Annotated in this window: 23 protein-coding genes; 9 read left to right on the top strand and 14 right to left on the bottom strand. The window is 58.5% G+C overall.

Translation table 11 applies throughout. The features are described from left to right. Nucleotides 1-28: 28 nt before the first annotated feature. A complete protein-coding gene (gene parE, locus IFT59_RS07825) occupies nucleotides 29-2,080 on the bottom strand; it encodes a DNA topoisomerase IV subunit B (RefSeq protein WP_082471923.1) in 2,052 nt (683 codons plus the stop codon). Between the two features lie 195 nt (nucleotides 2,081-2,275). Between parE and IFT59_RS07820 the strand changes: the two genes are divergently transcribed. The 4 genes from IFT59_RS07820 (at nucleotide 2,276) to IFT59_RS07805 (ending at nucleotide 6,510) form a co-directional block, all read left to right on the top strand. Further along, nucleotides 2,276-3,163 (top strand): alpha/beta hydrolase, encoded by an 888-nt coding sequence (locus IFT59_RS07820; RefSeq protein ID WP_192086568.1) that lies wholly within the window; start codon nucleotides 2,276-2,278, stop codon nucleotides 3,161-3,163. Nucleotides 3,164-3,407: 244 nt separating this feature from the next. Then, on the top strand, nucleotides 3,408-4,178 hold the full coding sequence (gene tpiA, locus IFT59_RS07815) for a triose-phosphate isomerase (protein ID WP_192086567.1): 771 nt from the start codon (nucleotides 3,408-3,410) through the stop codon (nucleotides 4,176-4,178). A 94-nt stretch (nucleotides 4,179-4,272) separates the two neighbouring features. Beyond that, nucleotides 4,273-4,746: a preprotein translocase subunit SecG gene (secG, locus tag IFT59_RS07810; protein WP_092662341.1), complete on the top strand. Its 474-nt coding sequence runs from the start codon at nucleotides 4,273-4,275 to the stop codon at nucleotides 4,744-4,746. A 135-nt stretch (nucleotides 4,747-4,881) separates the two neighbouring features. Then, a complete protein-coding gene (locus IFT59_RS07805) occupies nucleotides 4,882-6,510 on the top strand; it encodes a CTP synthase (protein ID WP_062456928.1) in 1,629 nt (542 codons plus the stop codon). Nucleotides 6,511-6,556: 46 nt separating this feature from the next. Here the strand turns inward: IFT59_RS07805 and IFT59_RS07800 are convergent, their stop codons facing one another. The 7 genes from IFT59_RS07800 to IFT59_RS07770 all read right to left on the bottom strand — a co-directional run bounded on the left by IFT59_RS07800 (nucleotide 6,557) and on the right by IFT59_RS07770 (nucleotide 13,980). Continuing rightward, entirely contained in the window at nucleotides 6,557-8,023 is a 1,467-nt protein-coding gene (locus IFT59_RS07800) for a cryptochrome/photolyase family protein (protein WP_192086566.1), read from the bottom strand. A 24-nt stretch (nucleotides 8,024-8,047) separates the two neighbouring features. Then, nucleotides 8,048-9,265: a molybdopterin molybdotransferase MoeA gene (locus IFT59_RS07795; protein WP_192076900.1), complete on the bottom strand. Its 1,218-nt coding sequence runs from the start codon at nucleotides 9,263-9,265 to the stop codon at nucleotides 8,048-8,050. After that, entirely contained in the window at nucleotides 9,265-9,744 is a 480-nt protein-coding gene (gene moaC, locus IFT59_RS07790) for a cyclic pyranopterin monophosphate synthase MoaC (RefSeq protein WP_192086565.1), read from the bottom strand. The genes IFT59_RS07795 and moaC overlap by 1 nt, the downstream gene beginning before the upstream one ends. After that, a complete protein-coding gene (trpC, locus tag IFT59_RS07785) occupies nucleotides 9,744-10,559 on the bottom strand; it encodes an indole-3-glycerol phosphate synthase TrpC (protein WP_192086564.1) in 816 nt (271 codons plus the stop codon). Before trpC ends, moaC begins: the two co-directional genes overlap by 1 nt. 4 nt (nucleotides 10,560-10,563) lie before the next feature. Then, nucleotides 10,564-11,580: an anthranilate phosphoribosyltransferase gene (trpD, locus tag IFT59_RS07780; protein ID WP_113110505.1), complete on the bottom strand. Its 1,017-nt coding sequence runs from the start codon at nucleotides 11,578-11,580 to the stop codon at nucleotides 10,564-10,566. A gap of 19 nt (nucleotides 11,581-11,599) precedes the next feature. Further along, on the bottom strand, nucleotides 11,600-13,492 hold the full coding sequence (locus IFT59_RS07775) for a peptidylprolyl isomerase (RefSeq protein WP_062456911.1): 1,893 nt from the start codon (nucleotides 13,490-13,492) through the stop codon (nucleotides 11,600-11,602). A gap of 326 nt (nucleotides 13,493-13,818) precedes the next feature. Further along, complete coding sequence (locus IFT59_RS07770) at nucleotides 13,819-13,980, bottom strand: hypothetical protein (protein WP_092662350.1); 162 nt, start codon at nucleotides 13,978-13,980, stop codon at nucleotides 13,819-13,821. Nucleotides 13,981-14,331: 351 nt separating this feature from the next. Between IFT59_RS07770 and IFT59_RS07765 the strand changes: the two genes are divergently transcribed. From IFT59_RS07765 to IFT59_RS07755, 3 genes are read left to right on the top strand one after another with little or no spacing between them, the layout of a single operon-like run. After that, nucleotides 14,332-16,527 carry an ATP-binding protein gene (locus IFT59_RS07765; RefSeq protein ID WP_192086563.1) on the top strand — a complete coding sequence of 732 codons (2,196 nt, stop codon included), beginning with the start codon at nucleotides 14,332-14,334 and terminating at the stop codon, nucleotides 16,525-16,527. Next, the gene (locus tag IFT59_RS07760) at nucleotides 16,520-16,978 is read left to right on the top strand and encodes a response regulator (protein WP_062456905.1); all 459 of its coding nucleotides are present in this window, start codon (nucleotides 16,520-16,522) and stop codon (nucleotides 16,976-16,978) included. Before IFT59_RS07765 ends, IFT59_RS07760 begins: the two co-directional genes overlap by 8 nt. Nucleotides 16,979-16,982: 4 nt before the next feature. After that, nucleotides 16,983-17,990, top strand: coding sequence for a sensor histidine kinase (locus IFT59_RS07755; protein ID WP_342366078.1), 1,008 nt, complete (start codon nucleotides 16,983-16,985; stop codon nucleotides 17,988-17,990). Nucleotides 17,991-18,072: 82 nt separating this feature from the next. Here IFT59_RS07755 and IFT59_RS07750 read toward each other — a convergent pair whose 3' ends face one another. Both IFT59_RS07750 and IFT59_RS07745 read right to left on the bottom strand, forming a co-directional pair. Continuing rightward, nucleotides 18,073-18,492: a response regulator gene (locus IFT59_RS07750; protein WP_082476293.1), complete on the bottom strand. Its 420-nt coding sequence runs from the start codon at nucleotides 18,490-18,492 to the stop codon at nucleotides 18,073-18,075. 242 nt (nucleotides 18,493-18,734) lie between these two features. Beyond that, nucleotides 18,735-19,061 (bottom strand): hypothetical protein, encoded by a 327-nt coding sequence (locus IFT59_RS07745; protein WP_192086562.1) that lies wholly within the window; start codon nucleotides 19,059-19,061, stop codon nucleotides 18,735-18,737. 180 nt (nucleotides 19,062-19,241) lie between these two features. On the opposite strand from IFT59_RS07745, the gene IFT59_RS07740 reads away from it, so the two are divergent. Next, the gene (locus IFT59_RS07740) at nucleotides 19,242-19,781 is read left to right on the top strand and encodes a hypothetical protein (RefSeq protein ID WP_192087173.1); all 540 of its coding nucleotides are present in this window, start codon (nucleotides 19,242-19,244) and stop codon (nucleotides 19,779-19,781) included. Nucleotides 19,782-19,826: 45 nt separating this feature from the next. Here the strand turns inward: IFT59_RS07740 and IFT59_RS07735 are convergent, their stop codons facing one another. Then, a complete protein-coding gene (locus tag IFT59_RS07735) occupies nucleotides 19,827-20,291 on the bottom strand; it encodes a hypothetical protein (protein WP_192086561.1) in 465 nt (154 codons plus the stop codon). A 298-nt stretch (nucleotides 20,292-20,589) separates the two neighbouring features. Between IFT59_RS07735 and IFT59_RS07730 the strand changes: the two genes are divergently transcribed. Continuing rightward, nucleotides 20,590-20,820, top strand: coding sequence for a hypothetical protein (locus IFT59_RS07730; protein ID WP_206758575.1), 231 nt, complete (start codon nucleotides 20,590-20,592; stop codon nucleotides 20,818-20,820). A 120-nt stretch (nucleotides 20,821-20,940) separates the two neighbouring features. Here the strand turns inward: IFT59_RS07730 and IFT59_RS23275 are convergent, their stop codons facing one another. The 3 genes from IFT59_RS23275 to IFT59_RS07715 all read right to left on the bottom strand — a co-directional run bounded on the left by IFT59_RS23275 (nucleotide 20,941) and on the right by IFT59_RS07715 (nucleotide 24,864). Further along, nucleotides 20,941-22,200 carry a calcium-binding protein gene (locus IFT59_RS23275; protein ID WP_192086559.1) on the bottom strand — a complete coding sequence of 420 codons (1,260 nt, stop codon included), beginning with the start codon at nucleotides 22,198-22,200 and terminating at the stop codon, nucleotides 20,941-20,943. Nucleotides 22,201-22,318: 118 nt separating this feature from the next. Further along, nucleotides 22,319-22,795 carry a hypothetical protein gene (locus IFT59_RS07720; RefSeq protein WP_192086558.1) on the bottom strand — a complete coding sequence of 159 codons (477 nt, stop codon included), beginning with the start codon at nucleotides 22,793-22,795 and terminating at the stop codon, nucleotides 22,319-22,321. Nucleotides 22,796-22,806: 11 nt separating this feature from the next. After that, nucleotides 22,807-24,864, bottom strand: coding sequence for a hypothetical protein (locus IFT59_RS07715; RefSeq protein WP_192086557.1), 2,058 nt, complete (start codon nucleotides 24,862-24,864; stop codon nucleotides 22,807-22,809). Nucleotides 24,865-24,881: the final 17 nt, after the last annotated feature.

Raw genomic sequence — 24,881 nt, 5'->3', positions numbered from 1 at the left:
GCGACCGGAAGTCTTCCGGTCGCAGCAGTCAGATATCGAGGTTATCGGCAAAGGCGGCGCGTTCCTGGATGAACCGGAAGCGCGCCTCGGGCCGTGTACCCATCAGATTGTCGACCGCCTCGCGCGTGCCTTCGAAATCCACCTCGTCGATCCCGACGCGCAGCAACGTGCGCTTGGCGGGGTCCATGGTCGTTTCCTTCAACTGCGCAGCCATCATCTCGCCAAGGCCTTTGAAGCGACCGATTTCGACTTTCTTGCCCTTGAACACCGTTTCCATCAATTCGGCCCGATGCGCGTCGTTGCGGGCATAGACGGTCTTTCCACCCTGCCGGATGACGTAAAGCGGTGGCACGGCCAGATAAAGATGGCTGCCGCGGATGAGTTCGGGCATTTCCTGATAGAAGAACGTGATCAGCAGCGATGCGATATGGGCGCCGTCGACGTCGGCGTCGGTCATGATGATGACCCGCTCGTAGCGAAGATCCTCCTCGCGGTATTTCGTCCGCGTGCCACAGCCAAGCGCCTGCACGAGATCTGCGATCTGCTGGTTGGCCGAGAGTTTCTCGCGGCTTGCCGAGCCGACGTTGAGGATTTTTCCCCGCAGCGGAAGAATGGCCTGGTTCAACCGGTTACGGCCCTGCTTCGCCGAGCCGCCAGCCGAGTCACCCTCGACGATGAACAGTTCGGCGCCCTCGGCCGTGTTCTGTGAGCAATCGGCGAGCTTGCCGGGAAGGCGCAGCTTGCGCACGGCCGTCTTGCGATTGACCTCTTTTTCCTTGCGGCGACGAAGCCGCTCTTCGGAGCGCTCAATCACCCAGTCGAGCAGTTTCGCGGCCTCGTTGGGATTTCCGGTCAGGTAATGATCGAAGGGGTCGCGCAGAACGTTCTCGACGAGCCGCTGAGCCTCCACGGTCGCAAGCTTGTCCTTGGTCTGACCGACAAATTCCGGCTCGCGGATAAAGACAGACAGCATGCCCACGGCCGAGATCATCACGTCATCAGTGGTAATTTCGCGGGCACGTTTGTTCTGGGTCAGTTCGGCGTAATTCTTCAGGCCTTTGGTCAGCGCAATGCGCAACCCGGCTTCATGGGTGCCGCCTTCGGTCGTCGGGATGGTGTTGCAGTAGGAGTGAACCTGCGGGTCGCCACCATACCACGTGATGGCCCATTCCATGGCGCCGTGACCACCGGTCTTTTCGGTGCGGCCCGCGAAGATTTCGCGAGTGACGGTGAAATCCTTGCCGAGCGTGGCCGAAAGATAGTCTTTCAGACCGCCGGGAAAATGGAAGACCGCCTTGTCCGGTACATCGCCACCGGCCTGAACCAGTGACGGATCGCAGCTCCAACGGATTTCGACGCCGCCGAACAGATAAGCCTTCGAGCGCGCCATGCGGAAAATGCGACCGGCATCGAACTTCGCGTGATCGCCGAAGATCTGCGGATCCGGATGGAAGCGGACGCGGGTGCCGCGACGATTGTGTACGTCACCGAGTTCTTCGAGCCCACCTTGCGGAACGCCGCGGGAAAAACGTTGGCGATAGAGCTTCTTGTTGCGCGCAACCTCGACTTCCAGCATGTCGGACAACGCATTGACGACGGAGACGCCAACCCCATGCAGACCGCCCGAGGTCTCGTAAGCCTTTCCGTCAAACTTACCGCCGGCATGAAGCTTGGTCATGATAACTTCGAGTGTCGACTTGCCGGGCACCTGCGGATGGTTTTCCACAGGAATGCCACGACCGTTGTCGGTCACAGTCAGGCAACCTTCGGTATCCAGATACACCTCGATGAAATTGGCATGGCCGGCCACGGCTTCGTCCATCGAGTTGTCGATGACTTCGGCAAACAGATGGTGGAGAGCCTTTTCGTCCGTGCCGCCGATATACATGCCCGGGCGCATACGCACCGGTTCAAGACCCTCCAGCACGCGGATCGACGATGCGCCGTAGTCGTCGCCGTCGGCGGCGATTGTAGCCGGACGTCGCGGCGAAGGCGCTGCCTTGACAGCGGGTACAGGTTCCGCTGGCGCTGATCTGGGGAGAGCGGGCGTATCGGCAAAAAGGTCGTTATTGTCATCCATTGGCGGTGTCGGTACTACCTGTCGGGGTGCGGAGGAGATAGCCATACCCATCTCGTGCTGTTTCGAATCACATGCGATTTTGCCAGAAAACCGGCTTTCTCGCGATGCCGTACGCACACGGCGGCTCTGCCAGCAATGCTGCCTCGGCTTTAGCATGGCAAGTTGGAAGACAGAAGGTTCCGAATGAAAGCCCGCATGTCCACAGTTCATTTCTTTTTCGGCACGCTTCTTGCTGGCATGGTCGCGCTCACCGCTTCAGCAAGCCTCGCGCAGGAAGGCCCCATCAAGCCGTTCAAGGACGAGCTTTTCTCCAGGTTCGAGGTGCTGGAGAGTAAGGAAGGCGGCGCTTACGAGATGATAGACTACCAGGAACTGCGCGACATCAACGGTCGTGACAGTGAGCCTGAGCGGCGGGTCAAGAATGCCTATGTGGCACTTGGACCGCGCCGGGTCCAGGAAAATGAAACCCTGGCCTTCTCCGGACGGACCCTTGATGTCACCAGGGTGGGACCTTCTCAAGGTGGCGCCTTCACGGTGATCTTCGTTCACGGCAGGGGCGGCGACAGGCGGCTCGGCGTCAACGACTACACGTTCGGCGGCAATTTCAACCGGCTGAAGAACCTCGTCACCGCGTCAGGCGGGACCTACTATTCGCCGAGCGTCAGATCTTTCGACGACAAAGGGACAGCCGATATCGCTGCCCTTATCCGCTATGCGTCGGAAAAATCGGCAGGACGTCCAGTCATCCTCGCCTGCGCCTCCATGGGTGGCTTCATCTGTCAGGCCGTGAGCCGTGATGCCGCGACGATCCGGTCCTTGAAGGGCATGGTGCTGCTGGGCGGTCCACCCGATCCGGGTCTGCCGTCAACGCCGTTCGCCAAGGCAAAACTGCCGATCTACATTGCTCACGGCAGCGCCGACAGCGTCTACGCAGCAAGCGGACAGACCGAGATCTACCGGAAATTGCAGAGCGCCGGATACCCGGTCCGTATGTCCGTTTTCAACACGGGTGGGCACGGAACGCCGATCCGGATGATCGACTGGCGCAAAGCCCTCAATTTCGTGCTTATTGCCCACAAATAACCGGTTTAAGCGCAATCGGGCGTTTCAATGGATCTCAACCGATTGAATCGTGGCGTGCATCGCTTGCGGTGCGCGATGAGCGGGCTCTAGGCCGGTGTCCCGGCATCCATGATCCATGCAAGCACTTGAAATACGTTCATTATTCAGCGTACGAAGTGTGAAAGGATATGTCGGGAGGCATGTCCGGCACGTTTAGGTGGCGGCGCTCAACGGCGTCGGCTGGAGGAGAGGACCAGGGATCGACATGACACCAGAAATTCGCCCGCTTATTGCCGGAAACTGGAAGATGAACGGCACACGGGACAGCCTTCCCGAGATCAAGGCAATCGCGCAGGGCGTGATGGGACCTCTCTCGGACAAGGTCGAAACCCTGATCTGTCCACCGGCCACGCTTCTCTATGTGGCGACGGCACTTTCGACGGACAGCCCGCTGATGATCGGCGCCCAGGATTGCCATCAGAAGGATTGCGGTGCGCATACCGGCGAAATTTCCGCCGACATGATCGCCGACTGCTTCGGCACGCATGTGATCGTCGGCCATTCCGAAAGGCGCGTCGATCATCGTGAAACTGATCGGATCGTTCGCGCGAAGGCCGAGGCTGCGCACACGGCCGGATTGATCGCGATCGTCTGCGTCGGTGAAACGGCGGACGAACGCGACACCGGCCAGACACTCGATATCTTGAAGCGTCAGCTCGCTGGCTCCCTGCCTGACCATGCCACAGCCGCAAACACGGTCATTGCCTACGAGCCTGTATGGGCGATCGGATCCGGCGTGACGCCGACCGCGACAGATGTGGAAGCAGCGCACGCTTTCATGCGCGTAGAACTCGCCAAGCGGTTCGGCGACGAAGGCAAGGGGATGCGTCTCCTCTACGGCGGCTCGGTCAAGCCGGGCAATGCGGCGGAGCTGATGGCGATCGAAAATGTCGATGGCGCATTGATCGGTGGCGCCAGCTTGAAAGCCGACGATTTTCTCGCCATCTACGGCGTCTATGAGGCCTTGACCGCCTGAGCCATTCAATAGGGGCTTGGAAAGCGGGCGGGCCTCATGTAAAGAGCCGCCAAACTTCTTCTATTGCCTCGCCAACGGGGCAGGGATCTTATTCATGCAGACTGTTCTGATCGTCATTCATCTCATGATCGTGCTGGCGCTTGTCGGCGTCGTGCTGATCCAGCGCTCCGAAGGCGGAGGGCTTGGCATCGGCGGCGGTTCCGGCTTCATGTCGGCGCGCGGCACGGCAAACGCCCTGACCCGCACGACGGCGATCCTGGCGACGCTGTTTTTCGTCACGTCATTGGCGCTCGGTATTCTGGCACGCTACGAATCGCGTCCGACGGATATTCTCGACCGCATTCCGCAGAGCCAGCAGGGTTCAGGCAATGGTATCTTGAACCAGCTCGGCCCGGCCCCGACCGCTCCGCCGGCAAGCAACGGCGTCCCATCGGATGGCGCGAGTTCAGCGCCTGCTCCGGCAGCACCGGCAACGGGAGCAGCGCCTTCCGCACCGGCTCCTGCTGCGCCTGCGACACCGGCCCCGGCAACGCCCGCTCCGACGAACAGCGTTCCAACCGGCCAGTAAGGCACGGTTGAAGGCAACAAACTCCGGCGGGCCAAAAGCCTGCCGGTTTTCGTTTGTGGAGATTCCACAGACTTTTTTCGGAAAAAGAAAATTCCGCTGGCGGAATCATAAATCAGAAGGTATTCGGTGGCTCCCATGGCGCGATATGTATTCATCACAGGCGGCGTGGTTTCTTCCCTCGGAAAAGGAATTGCGGCCGCGGCCCTCGGAGCTCTGCTCCAGGCGAGGGGTTACCGGGTTCGGCTGAGGAAGCTCGATCCTTATCTCAACGTTGATCCGGGCACTATGAGCCCGACGCAGCACGGCGAGGTCTTTGTGACCGACGACGGCGCTGAGACCGATCTGGATCTCGGTCACTACGAGCGGTTCACCAGCCGTTCGGCGACCAAGACCGACAACATCACCACCGGCCGTATCTACAAGAACATCATCGACAAGGAACGCCGCGGCGACTACCTCGGCGCGACCGTTCAGGTCATTCCGCATGTCACCAACGAGATCAAGGATTTCGTCACCGAGGGCAATGAGGACTACGATTTCGTCCTCTGCGAAGTTGGCGGTACGGTCGGCGATATCGAAGCGATGCCGTTCATGGAGGCGATCCGCCAGGTCAAGAACGACTTGCCCCGCGGAACAACGATCTATCTGCATCTGACACTGATGCCGTTCATTGCTGCAGCCGGCGAGTTGAAGACCAAGCCGACCCAGCATTCCGTCAAGGAACTGCAGGCGCTGGGTATCGCGCCGGACATCCTGCTGGTGCGCGCAGACCGGGAAATCCCGGAGGCCGAGCGCCGCAAGCTTTCGCTGTTCTGCAACGTTCGCCCATCCGCGGTCATCCAGGCGCTCGACGTCGCCAATATCTACGACGTCCCGATGGCCTACCACAAGGAAGGCCTCGATTCGGAGGTGCTGGCTGCGTTCGGCATCGAACCGGCTCCCAAGCCCCGTCTGGACGCCTGGGAAGAGGTTTGCAACCGCATCCACACACCGGAAGGCGAAGTGACGATCGCGATCGTTGGCAAGTACACAGGCCTCAAGGACGCCTACAAGTCGTTGATCGAGGCCCTGCATCACGGCGGCATCGCCAATCACGTCAAGGTCAATCTTGAGTGGATCGAATCGGAAGTCTTCGAAAAGGAAGACCCGGCTCCGTGGCTTGAAAAGGTTCACGGCATTCTGGTGCCCGGCGGGTTCGGCGAGCGCGGTTCCGAAGGCAAGATCCTCGCAGCCCAGTTTGCCCGCGAGCGCAAGGTTCCGTATTTCGGCATCTGCTTCGGCATGCAGATGGCGGTGGTGGAAGCCGCCCGTCATCTCGCCGGCATCGAAGACGCATCCTCGACCGAGTTTGGTCCTGCAAAGGAACCGGTCGTCGGTTTGATGACGGAATGGCTGAAGGGCAACGAGCTCGAGAAGCGGTCTACCGCCGGCAACCTCGGCGGCACGATGCGTCTCGGCGCCTATCAGGCAGCTCTGAAGAAGGGCACCAAGATCGCCGAGATCTACGGATCGACGGATATCTCCGAGCGCCATCGTCACCGTTACGAAGTGAACGTCCAATACAAGGACCGCCTGGAAAACTGCGGCCTCGTTTTTTCGGGAATGTCGCCGGACGGCCTTCTGCCGGAAACGGTCGAATACCCTGACCATCCGTGGTTCATCGGCGTTCAGTACCATCCGGAACTGAAGAGCCGACCGCTCGATCCGCACCCGCTGTTTGCGAGTTTCGTCGAGGCAGCGCTCGAACAGAGCCGTCTCGTCTAAGACAAGAAAAACCCGGCTTCGGCCTGGTTTTTCTTTGCCCGCTTTTCTACTTGAGCGCCTTGTATGCGGCGAGCGCCCGGTCGCGGGCAAAGCCGTGATCGACGATGGGCTTTGGATAGGTCTTGCCCAGCTCGATCCCTGCCTTCTCCAGCACGGCCGCAGGCGCCTCGAACGGCTTGTGGATGTATTTGCGGTCGAGCTTCGCCAGTTCGGGCACATGCTCGCGAACGTAATCGCCGTCTGGATCGAATTTCTCGCCCTGCAGGATAGGGTTGAAGATCCGGAAGAACGGTGAGGCATCGGCGCCGCTGCCGGCCACCCACTGCCAGTTGGCGGAATTGTTGGCAGGATCCGCATCGACAAGCGTATCGCGGAACCACTGCTCGCCCTTGCGCCAGTCGATCATCAGATCCTTGATCATGAACGACGCCGTGATCATCCGCACCCGGTTGTGCATATAGCCGTGTTTCCACAACTGCCGCATACCGGCATCGACGATCGGATAACCCGTCATCCCCTTGGTCCAGGCCGTGAATTGCTTGGCATCGTATTTCCATTCGAATGCGTCGAACTTGTCGTCCCAGTTTTCGCGATCGAGGCCGGGAAATTCGATGAGCAGACCGTAGCAGAAATCGCGCCAGGCAAGCTCACGCCGGAAGTGCGACACGTCTTCCGATGTCTTCGCCGGAAGGCCTCTCGTCTCGTACCAGATGCGGGCAGGGGAAATCTCACCATGGGTGAGGTGGGCAGACAGCGAAGACGTGGCGTCGATCGCCGGAAAGTCTCGACCGCGCTTGTAGTCGTGCAGGTCCCTGTCGATGATGTCCTTTAACTTCTCCCGCGCACCCTGTTCGCCCGGTGTCCACATTTCGGAAAAACCCGAAGCCCAGTCAGGCTTTGTCGGCAGCAGGTCCCAGCCGTCCAGGCTTTCCGAACGGGGAAATTGCTTCGGGGCAGGGATGGACTTTAGGGTATCCATCGGCTCGTGCGGCTCGCCGAGCTTCTGCATCGCGTTCCAGAACGGTGTAAAAACCTTGAATGGCTTGCCCGCCCCCGTGCGGATCCGGTCCGGCTCGTGGAGAAGCTGGCCATAAAAGGCGCTGATGGCGATGCCCTTGTCTTTCAGGGCGACCGCGATTTCACGGTCGTAGTCCGTGCGTTCATAGGCGCGGTTGACGAAGACGGAGCGGGCGCCGGTCTTGTGGGCGATGTCGGACAGAACATCCTCGGCCTTTCCCCTAACGAGGATGAGGTCACTGCCGAGCGCTTTCAGCGCGCCCTTGAGTGCCGTCAGCGAATGATGCAGCCACCATTCCTGCGCGCCACCGAGAGGCCCGATGTTCAGTTCGTCGGGTTCGCGGATATAGACGGGGATGACCGCGCCGCCGGCATCGATCGCGGCATTCAGCGCCGCATTGTCATCGAGACGGAGGTCCTTGCGAAACCATAGGATGGTCGGAATGTCTTTGTCAGTTGAATGATCGGCAGGCACGCGCTTCTCCGTTCGAGGCATCGCAAAGGACGCCTGGAAAGCGCCTTAGGAACGAATGAGCAATATAGGGCAGGGTGCACCGGCAGCCAGCTCCGGAGCGTGCGGAGGACGCACGATAAGGCCGTCGGATCGCGAAAATATCTTCATCATCGACGAATCCTGCTTTCCGAAAGCCTTGGCAACAAGATTTCCCGCCGCGTCACGCGTCACGCTCGCGCGAACATAGTCCTGCCGCTGGTCGTTCGCCTTGATAGGCTCCGCTGTGACACCCATGACCTCGCGGTTCCTCTCGCTGAGATGCGCGAGCTTTCGCAGCAGCGGCTCGAGGAACAGGAGACTGGTCACAAGGCTTGCGACCGGGTTGCCGGGCAGGCCCAGCACATGCATGCCGTCGAGCGAACCGACCATCAGCGGTTTGCCGGGACGCATCGCGATCCGCCAGAAATCGAGTTCCATACCGGCGCCCTTCAGCGTCGACTGGACGAGGTCGTGATCGCCGACAGAAGCTCCACCGAGCGTGACCAGCACGTCGGCCTTTTCGAGCTGCGCCCGTGCGACAGCTGCAGCGATATCCGCCTGGTTGTCCTTGACGATGCCAAGGTCGAGAACCTCACCGCCGTTGGACCGCACCAGTGCGGCGACGCCGAACGTATTGGAGGCAATGATCTGCGCGGTCGCCGGCACACCGCCAGGAACGACAAGCTCGTCACCGGTCGCAAGGATCGCGACCCTTGGTCGCCGATAGATCCCAAGCGTCGGATGGTTCATCGCGGCGGCGACGGTTAGATGCGCGAAGTCGAGCACCGTGCCGCGCTTGAGGACGATCTCGCCCTCCGCGAAATCCTGGCCGCGGGGCCGCACATGCCGTCCTTCGACGACGGCAAATGCAGTGCGGATCCGGTCGTCCGCGATTCGCTCGGCATCTTCCTGGATGAGGACGGAATCAGCGCCCTGCGGCAGAGGTGCACCCGTGAAGATCCGCACCGTCTCGCCCGGGCCGACAATGCCCTCGAAGGCATGGCCCGCAGACGCCGTCCCGATGACCGACAGTTCCGTGCCGATCGTAGACGCGTCCTCTGCCCGTACTGCGTAGCCGTCCATGGCGGACGCGTCGAACGGTGGCTGTGTCAGCCTCGCGGCCAGATCGGCAGCCAGCACGCGACCGTCGGCCTCGCCGAGCGGGACATTCACGATATCGTCGATCGGACGCGCTGCAGAGAGCAGCCGGCTCCTGGCATCCGCCACGGGGAGTAGTGCCTTCATCAGCCCTCCAGGCGGTATGTTCCGGACTTGCCGCCGGTCTTCTCGAGAAGCTGGATGCCGCCGATCTGCATGCCCTTGTCTGCGGCTTTCGCCATATCGTAGATCGTCAGGCAGGCAACGGAGACAGCCGTCAGCGCTTCCATCTCGACCCCGGTCTTACCGGTCAGCTTGGCGGTCGCCATGACGCGCAGGCCGGGCAGGGCGGCGTCTTCGGTAATCTCGACCGAGACTTTGGTCAGCATCAGCGGATGGCAAAGAGGAATGAGATCGCTGGTCTTCTTCGCCGCCATGATCCCGGCGAGCCGCGCCGTGCCGATGACGTCACCCTTCTTGGCATTGCCATCCAGAATCAGCGCGAGCGTTTCTGGAAGCATTCTGACATGACCCTCGGCCGTCGCCGAGCGAACGGTTTCGGTCTTGTCGCCGACATCGACCATATGCGCTTCGCCGGCCGCATCGATATGGGTGAGTGTTGCCATTATTCGGCCGCCTGTGCGTTTGTCTCACCAGATAGCAGCAGTCGCGTCGCCGCAGCAACGTCGTCCTGACGCATCAAGCTTTCACCGACCAGGAAGGTCTCGATATGAGCCTTCTGCAGCCGCTGGCAGTCCGCATAGCTGAAGATGCCGCTTTCGCCGACGAGGAGTCGATCGGCTGGCACCATCGGTGCAAGTATCTCACTGATGGCGAGATCGAGCTCGAACGTGCGCAGATTGCGGTTGTTGATGCCCACCAGCGGCGCGGAGAGTTTCAGCGCCCGCTCCATTTCCGGCGCGTCATGCACTTCGATCAGCGCATCCATGCCAAGCTCGCCGGCGACCTCGTAGATCGCAAGCGCGTCGTCATCCGACAGCGCCGCCATGATGATCAGGATGCAGTCGGCTCCCCAGGCGCGCGCTTCGTGCACCTGGTAGGTCTCGAACATGAAATCCTTGCGCAGAACGGGCAGGGCGCAGGCAGCCTTTGCTGCGACCATGAATTCCGGCGCACCTTGAAAGCTCGGCGTATCTGTTAGAACAGACAGGCAGGCTGCACCGCCGGCCTCATAGGCTGCGGCGAGCGACGGCGGATCGAAATCTGGACGGATCAACCCTTTCGAAGGACTCGCCTTCTTGATTTCGGCAATGAGACCAAAAATGCCGGCATCCTTCTTCGCCTGCAACGCACGCAGAAAACCCCGCGGAGCAGGCTGGTCGGCGGAACGAGCCTTCAGCTCAGTGAGCGGTACACTCGCCTTGGCCGCTGCGATTTCCTCGCGCTTATAGGCTTCGATCTTCTTGAGAATATCCGCCATTCGCTCAATCCTTCTCGTTCGATACGGCCACAAGCCGGTCAAGCGCTGCAGCGGCATTGCCGCTTTCGAGCGCGTTCGTGGCGATCGTCATGCCATCCTTCAGCGTTTCGGCCTTTCCGGCGACGACGAGGGCTGCCGCCGCGTTGCAGAGTGAAATGTCACGGTATGCATTCTTCGCCCCGCCGAGAACCGCCCGCAACGCCTTCGCATTGTGGATGCCGTCACCACCCTTGAGGTCGGCAAGCGTTGCCTGCGGCACGCCAAAATCGGCTGGGGTCAGTTCAAAGGAGCGGATACTGCCGCCCTCCAGAGCGCAGACCTGCGTCACGCCTGTCGTGGTGATCTCGTCCAGACCCTGGCCATGTACGACCCAGACAGTCTCGGAGCCGAGACCGCGCAGCACCTCTGCGATCGGCTGCAGCCATTTCGGATCGAAAACGCCGAGCAACTGACGCTTGGCGCCTGCAGGGTTCGAGAGAGGACCCAGAATGTTGAAGATCGTCCGCGTGCCCAGTTCGACGCGGCTAGGCCCCACATGGCGCATCGCGGCGTGGTGCATCGAGGCGAACATGAAACCGATCCCGGCCTCGCGAATACAGCGGGCAATACGCTCCGGGCCAATTTCAAGGTTGACACCGAGGGCTGACAAAGCGTCCGCCGTGCCCGATTTGGAACTCAGCGCCCGATTGCCATGCTTGGCGACGGGAACGCCCGTACCAGCCACGATGATCGACGCCAGTGTCGAGATGTTGTAGGTGCCCGCACCATCGCCACCGGTACCGACGATATCAACGGCATCGGCTGGTGCGTCGACCCGCAGCATCTTCTCGCGCATGGTCGTTACGGCGCCGGAAATCTCCGCCACCGTTTCTCCTCGTACGCGCAGCGCAATCAGAAACCCGCCGATCTGCGAGGGCGTTGCTTCGCCGGACATCAGAATGTCGAACGCCTGACGCGCCTCATCCAGCGTGAGGCTCTCCCCGGCAGCAACTTTGGCGATGAAGGGTTTCAGCTCAGGCATTCTTTGGCTCTCAAGTCGCTTAGTATTGCGCGGGCGCAGCCGACTGATTGACGGCGGCCTGGTTGATCGAAACACCGTAGGTGTTCTTGAGGCTGTTGACCATCTGATCGAGCATGTCATCGCCGGCAGAATCGGCCATGCGCTGGAGTTGCTCGTCGCCGGCAAGCGCATCGCTCGTGGCCTGATCGACCGCCGTCACCTTCAGAAGAAGGCGGCTCTCGCCGTCGGATCCGAGCGCTGTTCCAGTCACGCCGACCGGACCGGCAAAGGCTGCCGCAATCGCCTCGTTGCCGAAGATGGCGTCCTCGCCGTTGCGGCGCAGGCCGGACTTCGTTTCGATCGCGACGCCGAGATCCTCAGCGATCACTGCCAGCGTCTCGCCCTTGTCGAGGCGACCCTTAAGGTCGGCCGTGCGTGCCGAAAGCGCCTGACGCTGCTGATCAGCCGTCCAGTCGGCAACGGCCCGGTCGCGGACTTCGCTAAGCGGACGTTCCCGTTCCGGCGTGACGTTGCGGACCTCGAACCAGACGAAGCCGTCCGTGCCAACCGTCAGCGGCAGCGTATCGGCGCCGGGATCGGTGCGGAAGACGTCGGTCAAAAGCGTGGTACCACTCGGGAGATCCGCAATGCGCTTGTCCTGCGGATCAAGACCGGATGCATTGGCCGTGACCGTGACGAGCTTGAGGTTCAGATCCTTTGCTGCGTCTTCAAGCGTCGTCCCGTTGCTGCGCAACTCCTCGAAGCGGTCATGTGCCGTGTTGAGTTCCTGCGAGGCGGCCGCGACCGCCATCTGCTGGCGCAACTCGCCCTTGACCTCGTCGAAGGCGCGGGTGGTTTCCGGGCGAACGTTGGAGACCCGCAAAATGACGGGACCGAATGTACCTTGAACGGCTGGCGTGATGCCGCCATTCGCGCCAAGCTTGAAGGCCGCTTCTGCAATTGCCTCATCCGGAACAGCGTCGCGGGTAAAGTCGCCGAGGCGAACGTCGGCTGCGGTTTTGCCCTGGTCCGCCATGACCTGGTCGAACGTCGTCGTTCCGGCGCGCAACTGCGTCGCCGCAGCTTCTGCCATTTCCATGTTGGGGAAGGGCAGCTGCTCGATGGTGCGCGTCTCGCTCGTCTTGAAGCTGGCGATCCGCTTGTCGTATTCGGCCCGCGCCTGCTCGTCGGTGATCGAAGACGCATCCGCGATGTCGGATGGCTGCAGCTTCACATAGGCAAACGTGCGGTATTCCGGGGCACGATAGCGGCTCTTCGCACCTTCGAACCATTGCGCCAGAATATCATCCGTCGGTGCTTTTACGGGATCGATATTGGCGTTCGACAAAAGCAGATATTCGACCGTGCGGCTTTCGTCCCGATACTGCTTCAATGCATCGATCAGAACCTGCGGCGGTTTGAACCCGTCGGACACCGATTCGACGATCTGGCTGCGGACAGCAACCTTGCTGCGCTCCTTGATGTAATCGTCCTCGCGAAGGCCGGCATTGCGCAGGCGGGAGGTGAACAAGGCACGGTCGAACTGACCGTTGACGCCCTGGAATGCAGGGTCTTCGCTGATCAGGATACCGAGCTTGTCTTCTGAAAGACCGAGATTCATGTCGTCGGAAAGCTGATCGAGTGCAGCGCCTGCGGCGAGCTGTGCGAACACCTCGTTCTCGACGCCGAATGCACGTGCCTGTTCCGCGGTCAGCGGTGCGCCGAACTGACGACCGATATTGGCGACCTGTCGCTGATAGGCCAGCCTGAACTCTTCAGACGAGATCTGCTGATCGCCCACCGTCAGGACGGTATTGCTGTTCGATCCGATCAGGGAGTGCGAAATGCCCCAGATGCCGAAGGATGCGGCAAGAACCAGGAGCAGGAGTTTTGCGACCCAGGAGCGGGCTGCGTTTCTGAGCGAATTGAGCATCGGCGATATTACCTATCAGTCGTAGTGCCGCCTTTCCGGCGGTTTGAGCGAATGTCTCTAGAACAATCTGCAACGGAAATGAAGGCGTTGACGCGCAAAAGCACGCAGGCACCACCAATGTCCGCCCCACTGACAATTTCGTGGAAGGTAACGGCAGGGATTATATGACCACGACAGTCATGACAGCCGGCCCCGGTGGCCATTCTATCCCCGCTATTGATCGAAACGACCCGTTTCGCCGAACGCTACTCAGCATCTCCACGGGCGGGCCGTCTCAGGCCCGGCGTCGCGTCCGCTCATTCGCCGCCAGTGTACGTTTTAGCGCGTTAGTGGTAGGTTTCGGTAGAGACGTCGTCGTCCATGATGCGAAATGCTTCGTAAAGCGCTTCGACGAGCACGTCGGTAAGGCTGTCGCCATCGCCGTCCTGCAGGAAAAGGCCAATGGCCTGTTCGGATGGCTGGCTCGTGTGTTCGGTTTCTTTAGACATTCATTGTCCCCTAACTGTCGCGATTGATTCCGACAAGGGCAGGCTAGATAATCGCGCTTGCGTGGAACTGGAGTTCTTCTGGCGCGAAGAGACGCGGCGCCGACAATCGTAAAGGTGAGCAATCACTGTTTGAGGACCATTGGCATTCATCCGAATCTTGCTCGTGTTTGTCAGCGAATAATGAAGTTGGGACGGCGAAGTTCCCTCGATTCCGAGCCGATGGGTAGCGGCTCGGTTTACATGAATCGTCCAGTTTGTATTTTGGCTTGTGAAACGACAGGACTAATTTAGAAGCCTGTTTGGCTCTGAACCGCGGTGGAATGCGGGCGGAGATGAGGGAGAAAAAGCATTTTGGATCGATCGGAAATCAACCTGGAATCCTGCGCGCAGGAGCCGATCCATATACCGGGTGCGATCCAGCCGCATGGTGCGCTGATCGTTCTGCGGCCGGCTGATCTCACGGTCCTGCAGGCAAGCCGCAATGCCGGCGCATTTTTTGGTGCCGATCTGCGCCTCGGCGGTCCGGCGCCGGCGATCCTTGATCCACTGAATGACGACATTAAAAATTGGCATGAGTCGAGCGAAGCCGTTTTCCAGACAGATATCTCCGATGCAACACTGACGGCGCATCGATCTGGTGGACTTGTCATCCTGGAAGTCGAACGTTCGGGAACGCAGACACTCGGCAGCCTGTTTGCGCGCTTGCGCGGTTTTGCGCAGGTTCTGTCGACGCAGGCGGATGTGGCGGGTTCGCTTGCGGCGGCCGCTCGCTTTGTTCACGACCTGACAGGGTTCGATCGCGTCCTCGTCTACAAGTTCGACGACGACTGGAACGGACACGTTGTCGCGGAAGCAGGCAATGGCAGGTTGCCATCGTATCTCGACCTGCGTTTCCCGGCGGGCGACATACCGGCACAGGCACGTGCGCTCTACGCCGCCAATCGCTTGCGGGTCATTCCCGACGCATCCTATGAACCTGTGCCGATAGACGCTGGTCGCGAGATCGGGACCACAGGCAGTCCGCTTGATCTGAGCTTCTCGCAGCTGCGCAGCGTTTCGCCGGTGCATCTCGAATACATGCACAACATGGGCACGGCCGCATCCATGTCCATGTCGATCATTATCGACGGACGCCTTTGGGGGCTTGTCGCTTGCCATAGCGCCGAGCCTCACATGGTTCCGGTCAGGGTGCGCGATGCCTGCGACTTTGTCGTCCAGTCGCTCGCCATGCGGATCGCAGCGCAAGTTCACTCCCAGGACGCCACCCGCCGCGTCGAGCTGGCGCGCATCTCCGGTGATCTTCTGCGGGCAATGACATCTGCTTCGTCCTGGAGCGAGGGATTGGAGACCTTGCCGAAGGATCTGGTCGCGCAGGTTGGGGCCTCGGGAGCCGCCATTATTGCACAGGGAGAGTGCCACAAGGTGGGGATCACCCCGACGGACGACGAAGTTCGCTCCATCGTCGGCTGGCTTTCCGGCAGAGCGGACGACGACATCTTCGCCACCACATCGCTTGCTGCGGACTTTCCATCGGCTGAAGCGTTTGCCGGCGAGGCAAGCGGCATCATCGCCATTCGTTTGTCCGAGCTTTACGAGAACTGGCTGATCTGGTTCCGGCCCGAGGTGATCCGCACGGTCCAGTGGGCTGGAGACCCGCATAAGATCGTCCAGGAAAAAGGACGTATCCATCCGCGGAAATCCTTTCAGGCCTGGAGCGAAAATGTCCGGCTCCATTCTCAGGCCTGGAGCGAAGCAGAACTTTCTGCTGCACGCGACCTTCGCAACGCGATCGTCGGGATCGTCTTGCGAAAGGCCGAAGAGCTGGGTGAACTCACCAGCGAACTGCAGCGCTCCAACAAGGAGCTTGAAGCTTTCTCCTATTCGGTGTCGCACGATCTGAGGGCGCCGTTCCGGCACATCGTCGGCTTCGCTCAGTTGCTGACAGACCGGGAAAACAGTCTCGACGAAAAATCGCGCCACTACCTTCGGACCATCTCCGATTCGGCACTGGCAGCGGGCAGGCTCGTGGATGGCCTGCTCAATTTTTCGCAGCTGGGGCGTGCCTCGATCACCCATAAGCATGTCGACATGAACAAGCTTGTCGCCGAGGTTGTGAAGAGCGTGATTCTGAACCAGGACGACCGAGCCATCTCGTGGTCGATCGAGCCTTTGCCGACCGCCTGGGGTGATGCCACGCTGTTGCGGCAGGTCTGGTTCAACATTATCGAAAACGCGGTAAAGTACAGCAGGCACCGCAACCCCGCAGAAATCCGCGTCCGGGGCTCCGTCAAAGGCGATGTGACCACCTTTAGCGTCAGCGACAACGGCGTCGGGTTCGACATGGCTTATGTCGGCAAGCTGTTCGGGGTCTTCCAGCGGCTCCAGCGCGCCGAAGACTTCGAGGGGACCGGTATCGGCCTTGCTCTTGTGCGCAGGATCGTCGAACGCCATAACGGAAGCATTACCGCCCATGGGGAAGTGGACAAGGGCGCAACCTTTGTCTTTGCCCTGCCAGGCCCTGAGAAGAAAGGCCGCGCCCATGCCTGAACTACGCCCGATACTGCTTGTCGAAGACAGCCCACGCGACCTGGAACTCACGCTCGCCGCGTTGGAAAAGTGCCAGCTTGCCAACGAGATTGTCGTTGCTCGCGATGGCGCCGAGGCGATCGATTATCTCTTCGGAACCGGGATTCATGAAGGTCGCCCGTCCGGCGATCCGACCGTCGTGCTGCTTGATCTGAAACTGCCCAAGATCGATGGTCTCGAAGTCCTCGAGCGTGTCAAGAAAGACGAGAGACTGCACCACATTCCGATCGTCATGCTGACGTCGTCGAGGGAAGAGCAGGATCTGGTGCGAAGCTACGAGCTCGGCGTCAACGCCTTCGTCGTGAAGCCTGTCGAGTTCAAGCAGTTCTTCAAGGCCATTCAGGATCTCGGGGTATTTTGGGCTCTCTTGAATGAACCACCTCCTGGATACCGCGCCAAAGACGGAGGCTAACAGAGTGCAGCACAATCCACGCCTACTCATGCTGGAGGACAGCCCGCTCGATGCCGAATTGATCCGCGAGCAGCTTGAACTGTTGACGAAAAAGCCGGAGATCCGTCTCGTCAGCAACCGCGGTGAATTTGTGAAAGCGCTGGAAGCGCGCGATTTCGACCTCATCCTTTCGGATTTTTCGCTGCCCGATTTCGACGGTATGGCGGCGCTGGACATGGCAAGCCGCGAGGTGCCGGAGATACCATTCATCTTTGTCTCCGGTATCCTCGGGGAGGAGGCCGCAATCGAATCGTTTCGGCGTGGCGCGACGGACTACGTTCTGAAGCAACGGTTGATACGCTTGCCCGCTGCCGTCGAGCGGGCACTGGCGGAGGCTCACGAGAAAGCCGAGCACCGGCGTGCGCAGAACCAGAAGGAACTGCTCGTCCGCGAACTGAGCCATCGGGTGAAAAATACCATGGCCATGGTCATGTCGCTCGTACGCCGGACTGCAAAGAGCAGTCACACGGTCGATGACTACGCGTCGAACCTGCTTGGCAGGCTTCGGGCGATGGCTGACGCACATGCGCTCCTGTTCGAAACGAACTGGAGCAAGGCGGAGCTTGCCGACGTCGTACGTCGAACCCTGGCACCGTATATGGAGGGCCGCGGCAACCGGTTCGTGATCGATCCCGGTCCGACCGTTCATCTCGACCCGAAGTCCGCGCTGGCGCTCAGCCTGGTCTTCAACGAACTGACGACCAATGCGGTGAAATACGGCGGACTGTCACAGGATGGCGGTCATATCGCGATCAGCTGGGTGCGCGACGCCGTGAAGGAGGGAAAGGCAACCATTACGCTCACCTGGCAGGAGATTGGCGGCCCGACCGTCACGCCACCCGAGCAACAGGGTTTTGGTACGACGCTGGTGGAGCGAAGCATCCAGTATGAACTCCGAGGGAACGTCGAAATAGACTATGCCGAGACTGGCCTCGTTTGCCGGATCACCTTCCCGATACCGTCATTCGACTGAAGTTCGGAACTCCGGCGCGGCTGCCCCTTTAGGCGCCGCGTCGAAACTGTGTCAGAACGAACTGTGATGAGCGCCCGAGCGCCTAGTTCCGGATCTTCGACGAAGGCGCGTCACGTGGTTCCTGAGTGGCCCCGAATGTCTCTTCCATCAGCGAGGAAAGCTTGTGGGCCGTCCAGGGCTTGGGAAGCAGCGGCAATCCCTTCAGCCTCGTCTTGACTTCCGGCAGCTCGGCGTAACCGGTGCAGACGATGATGGGGACAGAACGTGCCTGCAGTTCCTCGATCACCGGAAAGGACAACTCGCCGTGCAGGTTGAGATCGACCACCGCGCCGGCAAGCTCGTTGCGAGGGATGGCATCGAGCGCATCGACCAGACGTCCAAACGGTCCGACGACTTCGTGTCCACGGTCGAGGAGGTAATCCTCCATGTCCATGGCAAGAAGGAGATCATCCTCCAGCAGGAGGATTTTCGCGGATTCGGTATAGGCTGTGCTATCGGACATCATTTCACGCATGGTTAAAACAGGAAGTTGCGAAATGGCGAGCGGTACGCTTTTTTCAAGGGCAAAAAGCCCGCAGGCATCACAGACATGACGTGTATGGAACGCTGCCACTCTTTTCGATGCGATCGGCTGATGGCGGAAGAGGTGGGATTAACCGGGTAAAAATTAGCAAGCAAATACAGTAACTTGCGTTAAGGTAATGTAGCAAACGTTGGGGCGGCTATCAAGCCCCTTAACTTGCGTTATGCCGCCTGAACTGAATTAACACACCGCCTGACAAATTCCCCAACCACCTGAGCTACCGCATCGTCGACCGGCTTACCGTACTCAAGTACGATGAAAGCAGGCTCGCCGGGCTCGACATCCGCGAGCATTTTTCGAGCAGCGGCCAACGGCACTTCCTCAATAGCGAATGACACGGCTGTCTCGCTGTCGATCTTCGCGACATTTTTGCTGATCGTTTCGATGTTCATCACCGTGACCAGAGCAACCTTCTTGCCGTTCCTTTGGATGATGTTGAGTGTGGTGTTTGGATCGTTTTTCCCAAACCAAATGACTTTGATTGCCATGCGATTATCTCCTTTGTTTGGAGATATCTATCGAAATTCGAACGGCTAAAATAAATCGCTGTTTCTGGAAAATAGTTGGTCGATATAGCTCGAATTACCGAATTCAGAAATTCGAAAATCTCTAAATATTTGCGTATGGCAGAAACACAGCTGCCACCGATTTTTAAGGAGATTTATTCGATGACCACTTCAAACACCATTTTCACTACTACATCTCTTTGCGCAAACAGCCTCATTGCCAGCATCGAACGGCTCGAACGAGTTGCCGATGATCTTGCGGTAACGATCTCTAAATCGTCTTACAAAAATGAACTCGATGAGATCGACAATTCGGCCAACATTCGCCGCGCCAATGCCGACATGGATGAAGTTCGCAAGAACTGCGGTACTTACACGAAATTCAGTAACGCTATCGACCCTGAAAGACGGACACTGTTTGTAGCTTATCGTAACATCGTTCAACGTTGTAACGACGAAAACCTTCCGCAATACAAGGACTATGGCGGTCGTGGTATCCAGTGTGAATTTGATTCACTGGAGCATTTCATCCGTACGATGGGATACAAGCCAGACCCCAGTTACACGATTGATCGGCGCGATAATGACGCCAATTACAGCCCTGAAAACTGCCGATGGGCAACTCGTAAGACGCAAGCAAATAACCGTAGGCCGTACTCGACAAAGCCGGGTCCGAAGCCTAAGAACCTGACCACACACTGAAGCAAAGGGGTTCGACGCAAAGCCGAAATAGACCTGTTTCGAACTCTACCAGTCTAACGATTTATCGGCGTCAGCTTTGATTACGGCGAGCCAGAAGTTGCTTGATACCGCACGAGCGTGATTCAGTCTTTGAATCGGATGTTCCGCTGATCCCTTGTAAAGCAAATTCAGTTGATGGCACATTTCACACTGAAGGTGGACTAAACGCTCAAGAGCGCCGTAAGTCACGCTCTGGCTAAAGTCTTCAAAGGTCGCATGGGCGAGGGCGGTGTTACGAAACCGCTGGAGTCCGCCGACCTCTGACCAGTTGATGGCTTCGTATGACGTGATGAAAGCGTCACGGGCGTCATCAGATGCTCGCTTGACCATGTTCGTGTGGTAGTTGCCCTGTTCCAGAAGCCGCTGCTGGAGAAAGCCTAATGGGTCGGCATACTTCATTAGCTGGTAGACAGACTGGAATGAGACACGGCTCGTAGCATCCATGACCGCAAAGGATCTAAGGGCTGCCATCAGAACAAGCTCCTGTCTGTACTCAGTCGCGAGATGCGCGGACGAAGGCCACTTTTCCTCCGATAACGAGATTGCCTCGTTTATACCCGCGTAGGCCCCGTAAGCATGGGCTGCCATCTGTGTCCACTGGTATAGCGGTGGAAACACGGCTCTGAACTGGACAGGGGTCAAAGCCGGTGGCAATTGTAGCGATCGGCTGCGGCTTGCGATTGGGCGGAACAACGTCATACTCTGCGGTTATTTCGGGGCGTGTCGGTCGAGGCATTACGCAAAGAAGGTTGCTGGAGTTCAGGGCTACATGATGAGTAACAGACGCCGCGAGATTTTTGAGTCGGTTCGCGACAAGGCTCATACTGTTGGATTGAAATTTGAGGACGACCCGACCTACTTGGCCGCTGTCGAGGATTGGATCGCCGGGAAAATCGCTGCTGCCGAACTCCGGAAGCATTATCAACGGCTGTTGGACGAACGTGACAAAGAACGGCGCGTGAAGCACTTCATCAAACACTGCCTCAGAGATGGTTCTTAACCCCACGGCGTCCGGGATCCTCCGAAATGTTCATTATAGTTTCAGGGGCAGTTAAAGGCATGGCCGGTCAAACATTGACGGCCATGCCAAGTGACATAGCGAAGTTTTGGACCTTCAGTATCAGATGATAAAGAAGTCGTCAGATAGTAGGGCGAGGCCCGTCTTCAGCGTAGCGAATTGGGTGGCTAAGCCTTTGCCACTTCCGTCCGCATCATAAAAAAGCTTACCTGAATCCGACTCGTAGATTATCCGATCAGCTTTGTCGGTTGCGAGACCCGTTTTGTTGGCCGTGAACTGGTCAGCGGTGAGAACTCCAGTGCCAGTCAGCTTTGTGAATATCGCGTTCTCCAGATGGATGACGTCATCTTTCACGCTGAAATCGGCCAAGCTGTCTACGTTGGTCGTTCCGATGGCTGTAGAGAAAACAAACGTGTCGTTCCCTGCGCCGCCTGTAAGAGTGTCGTTATGGAGGCCACCATTCAACTTATCATTACCTGCGCCACCTAACAGGCTGTCCTTCCCGTCAAATCCAGACAACTGGTCATTGCCCGCTCCACCGGTGAGTTTGTTGGCAGCTTTGTCACCCTGAAGCTTATCGGCAAAAGACGACCCGACAACGTTCTCGACGGTGCTGAATGTGTCACCAGCAGCTTCGCCGGTGTTGAGTGTAGGCTTCGTAAGGCTAACAGTTAGACCCGTTTTAGAACCGGCATAAGAAGCGGTATCGTTACCGGCCCCACCAATCAACGTATCGGCACCCAACCCGCCGATCAGTATGTCGTTACCGGCTTTCCCATCGAGGACGTTGTTTCCGGCGTTGCCAACGATCGTCTGGCCGGAATCACTACCCGTCAACTTAATTGCCTTGGTTCCAGTAACTTTCGTTGTTTCTAAAACTTCGATTTTGGCGTCTACGGCCAACGCGTACGAAACGCTGGTTTTGACCACATCGACGGGATTCGGCTCGTTATCGAACGATGGAACCCAAGTCTCCCAAATGACGTCCTTACCGTTATCGACAATGAACGTGTCACCCCCACTACCGCCTACCATCAGATCGGCTCCGGTGCCGCCATCAAGGTAAACGCCGCCGCCACCTGCTTCCAGCGTGTCGTTTCCAGCACCCCCGTAGAGTTGACTGTCTGTATTGCTCCAAAAGACGCTCAAGTAATCGTCGCCGTCTTCACCGTATAAGCGATTGACCTGTGTCCCACCGGTTATCGTATCGTTGCCTATACCGCCCCAGATATAGTTCGTGGCATAGAAGCCGCCTTCAAGCGTGTCGTTGCCGCCGTAGCCATACATCTCGTTTGTAACGCCCCAAAGGTCAGAGTTTCCGACCAACTTGTTGTCTTTTGAAGTTCCCTTGATAATCGGCATTTTGTCTCACCACCCACCATAATTTAGTCATCGCTACTAACCTTTAGCGTGTAAAAATACAACGGAAAACGTTCGTCTCCACAGGTAGCGCTTGCCATTACAGGCTCGTACCAAGCCGTTACAGCTTAGCCGCCCACATCCACAGAGCATCGACCTGTTCAGCCGGAATCTCCAGCATGGCCATGATTTCAGTAACGCTTGGGTTGAGACGGTCAAAGGTACCTGCCTCAAGTTCTGCGATCGTCATCTTGCGGTCGATTAAGTCAGGAACGTTAGCTTTGATAGCCGCGACGATAACGTCCTTATCTACATCGATGTTCGCCGCCGCCATCCAAAACTGTCTGGACGTGAGTGCTGGCATCTCAGCCCGGATCATGTCCGGCGTCTTGACGACATCGACATACGGTTCGATCGTGTACGAGCCCGCGTTGTCAATCAGCCATTGACCGACTACCGCATGGAACGATCCGGCGTACGGATCAGCGGGCGCATAGGTGAATACGACACCGGTTTCGGCAACGGTGTCATAGGTGATGCTGAGAACATCACGGTCGAAGTTCTCAGCGATTTTCGTTACTTTGGTGATGGTTGTCATGGTCGGACTCCTTATGCCGTTCTACGGAACAGACCGAAGCCGTCGCCGTCATGCGCGCCGTGTGCCCGCCAAGTGCCAGTGAGAGCAGTGCCATTGCCGCTTGCGACGTTGACGTATTTCGTGCTGTCACCGGCACGAAGGTAGATGGCGGCAGATGCGCCACGGTTCACCGCACCGCCCTGTAGGTAGACCCAGATGTAGCTTCCGACTGGGAACGACAGGTTGGACGCGCTTGAACCGGAATAGACGAGATCGCTGAAGTCCGCCGTCGCCAACTGGCCAAGACCGAATGCGGTACGAGCGGCTGAAGCAGACGTCGCACCAGAGCCACCACGGGAAACCGGGACAACATCATCCGTCGCGACGTTACCGAGACCCAAGGTACCACGAGCAGCAGCCGCCGTAGTTGCGCCCGTACCGCCGTTAGCGATTGGGAGCGTACCGATTTTGCCATAGACGTAATTGGTCGTAAGGTTGGCATCGGTGAGGATGATCGAACCGGCGACATAACCACGCTTCGCATCAAGTTCGAACCGGAAGACTTCCGAGAAAGTGACGTCATCCGACGACGCGTTGAAGTACACGTTGTTGCTGTTCACATGGAGTCGAGCCGACAACTCACCAGACGTGGTGTCGATGAAACTGATGTAAGGTGAGCTACCGGAAATCTGAAGGCGGTTCGACAGGTTGAGAGCGGCCATATTATAGGTCGAAGCCGCCAAACGAGCATCCGGGATGGTACCCGTCGAGTTGGCCAGATCGCGGTAATATGAGCCGTGCTGGCCATCGAGCAAGTCGGAGTCGAGACCAGAGCCCGAACCATCGTTCGTCGCGTGCCAGTATTCAGTACCGTCCTTTTTGACAAAATAGTCGGCGTCTACGTTGAGACCGAACGGGATATACAGACCGATACCAACGCCATTTTCACGGCAGATGATTTCGTTGTTGTCGATGATCATGTTCGTGCTTGGGTCAAGGCCAATCTGGAAGGCATGGGCCGTGGAAGTGGCCGAAGCATCGTTCGTTGCCAGAAGTCGGAGACGGTTCGACGTAAGCGTATCGATACCGTCATACGAGCCGCCGATACGAGCATTAGGGATCGTACCGGTCGAGTTGGCGAGATCACGGTAATAAGACCCGTGCTGGCCATCGAGCAGATCCGCATCGAGACCGGAGCTTGCGCCATGGTTGCCAGCGTCCCATACGGTGCTGTTGTTGTGCTTCAGGCCGGTCGCGCTACCGTCTTCAATGCGGATGAAGCCTTCACCGGCACCAGTCGTCGCATTGTACTTACGAAGTACCAGTTCGTTGGCGTTGGCATACAGGCGACCAATCTCGACAGCCGTATTGCTTCGCAGACGGAGAGTAGGTGACACGCCAGCCGTTTGGATCTGGATATATTCGGACTGAAGCGTTCCGGACAGAGTAAGAGCGCCAAAGCTGTAGTTGCCAGCCAGCCGCTCATTCGCAAGCGTTCCGGATGTCAGGTTAGATGCGTTCAGGGCAGTGAGAGACGTGCCGACACCGGAGAAGGACAGCGCGGATAGGGCACCCGTGAAAGCAGCCGTGTTGCCTGTCAGGGTGGTGACAGCACCGGTCGTGATCGTCGCCACGTTGGCAGTAAGTGCGCCCGTAAACTTGGGATTGTGTTTCTCATTGCCGAGCAGCCGGAAGCTTGAGCCATCATAAACGACTTCGATCAGTTCACCGATGGCGAGTTGTCCCGCCGAAAGAGCTTCGCCACGAGACGACAAAATGGCCTTTGCCCCAAGCGAATTCACGTTCAGGGTGACAGCGCCGGTGTTGGTGATGTGCGCCCAGAAGCGATAGATCACGCCCTTGGTATAGGCCGGTGGAGCCTGAACGAAAGTCAGCACCAGCGCCGTGGCAGTGCCGGTACTCGTGTACATGCCGTTGGTCTGGTTATAAAAACGTTTTGTCGCACCACGCATTGCGCGCAGAATTGGCGCGATCTGGCTTGGGCTGTAAGAGCCCTGAACACCGTTTGGTGCCGCATTGGTATTGCCAGCGTCGTTTTCTACCCAGTCAGGAGAAATAAGGTCAGTCATAGGAGGTTGTCCCTCTC

Origin of the sequence: Rhizobium sp. CFBP 8752 (genome assembly GCF_014842035.1) — a bacterium.
Taxonomy (GTDB): Bacteria; Pseudomonadota; Alphaproteobacteria; order Rhizobiales; family Rhizobiaceae; genus Neorhizobium; species Neorhizobium soli.
Note: the sequence above shows the minus strand (reverse complement) of the source record. Positions and strands in the feature narration are given on the sequence as shown.

Coding starts and splice junctions, on each gene's coding strand:
- IFT59_RS07760 (WP_062456905.1), top strand. CDS start 16,520: ATGCCTGAACTACGCCCGATACTGCTTGTCGAAGACAGCCCACGCGAC.
- tpiA (WP_192086567.1), top strand. CDS start 3,408: ATGACACCAGAAATTCGCCCGCTTATTGCCGGAAACTGGAAGATGAAC.
- IFT59_RS07720 (WP_192086558.1), bottom strand. CDS start 22,795: ATGACAACCATCACCAAAGTAACGAAAATCGCTGAGAACTTCGACCGT.
- IFT59_RS07795 (WP_192076900.1), bottom strand. CDS start 9,265: ATGAAGGCACTACTCCCCGTGGCGGATGCCAGGAGCCGGCTGCTCTCT.
- IFT59_RS07820 (WP_192086568.1), top strand. CDS start 2,276: ATGTCCACAGTTCATTTCTTTTTCGGCACGCTTCTTGCTGGCATGGTC.
- secG (WP_092662341.1), top strand. CDS start 4,273: ATGCAGACTGTTCTGATCGTCATTCATCTCATGATCGTGCTGGCGCTT.
- IFT59_RS07800 (WP_192086566.1), bottom strand. CDS start 8,023: ATGCCTCGAACGGAGAAGCGCGTGCCTGCCGATCATTCAACTGACAAA.
- IFT59_RS07745 (WP_192086562.1), bottom strand. CDS start 19,061: ATGGCAATCAAAGTCATTTGGTTTGGGAAAAACGATCCAAACACCACA.
- trpD (WP_113110505.1), bottom strand. CDS start 11,580: ATGCCTGAGCTGAAACCCTTCATCGCCAAAGTTGCTGCCGGGGAGAGC.
- IFT59_RS07740 (WP_192087173.1), top strand. CDS start 19,242: ATGACCACTTCAAACACCATTTTCACTACTACATCTCTTTGCGCAAAC.
- moaC (WP_192086565.1), bottom strand. CDS start 9,744: ATGGCAACACTCACCCATATCGATGCGGCCGGCGAAGCGCATATGGTC.
- IFT59_RS07735 (WP_192086561.1), bottom strand. CDS start 20,291: ATGGCAGCCCTTAGATCCTTTGCGGTCATGGATGCTACGAGCCGTGTC.
- IFT59_RS07770 (WP_092662350.1), bottom strand. CDS start 13,980: ATGTCTAAAGAAACCGAACACACGAGCCAGCCATCCGAACAGGCCATT.
- trpC (WP_192086564.1), bottom strand. CDS start 10,559: ATGGCGGATATTCTCAAGAAGATCGAAGCCTATAAGCGCGAGGAAATC.
- IFT59_RS07775 (WP_062456911.1), bottom strand. CDS start 13,492: ATGCTCAATTCGCTCAGAAACGCAGCCCGCTCCTGGGTCGCAAAACTC.
- IFT59_RS23275 (WP_192086559.1), bottom strand. CDS start 22,200: ATGCCGATTATCAAGGGAACTTCAAAAGACAACAAGTTGGTCGGAAAC.
- parE (WP_082471923.1), bottom strand. CDS start 2,080: ATGGATGACAATAACGACCTTTTTGCCGATACGCCCGCTCTCCCCAGA.
- IFT59_RS07750 (WP_082476293.1), bottom strand. CDS start 18,492: ATGTCCGATAGCACAGCCTATACCGAATCCGCGAAAATCCTCCTGCTG.
- IFT59_RS07730 (WP_206758575.1), top strand. CDS start 20,590: ATGATGAGTAACAGACGCCGCGAGATTTTTGAGTCGGTTCGCGACAAG.
- IFT59_RS07715 (WP_192086557.1), bottom strand. CDS start 24,864: ATGACTGACCTTATTTCTCCTGACTGGGTAGAAAACGACGCTGGCAAT.
- IFT59_RS07805 (WP_062456928.1), top strand. CDS start 4,882: ATGGCGCGATATGTATTCATCACAGGCGGCGTGGTTTCTTCCCTCGGA.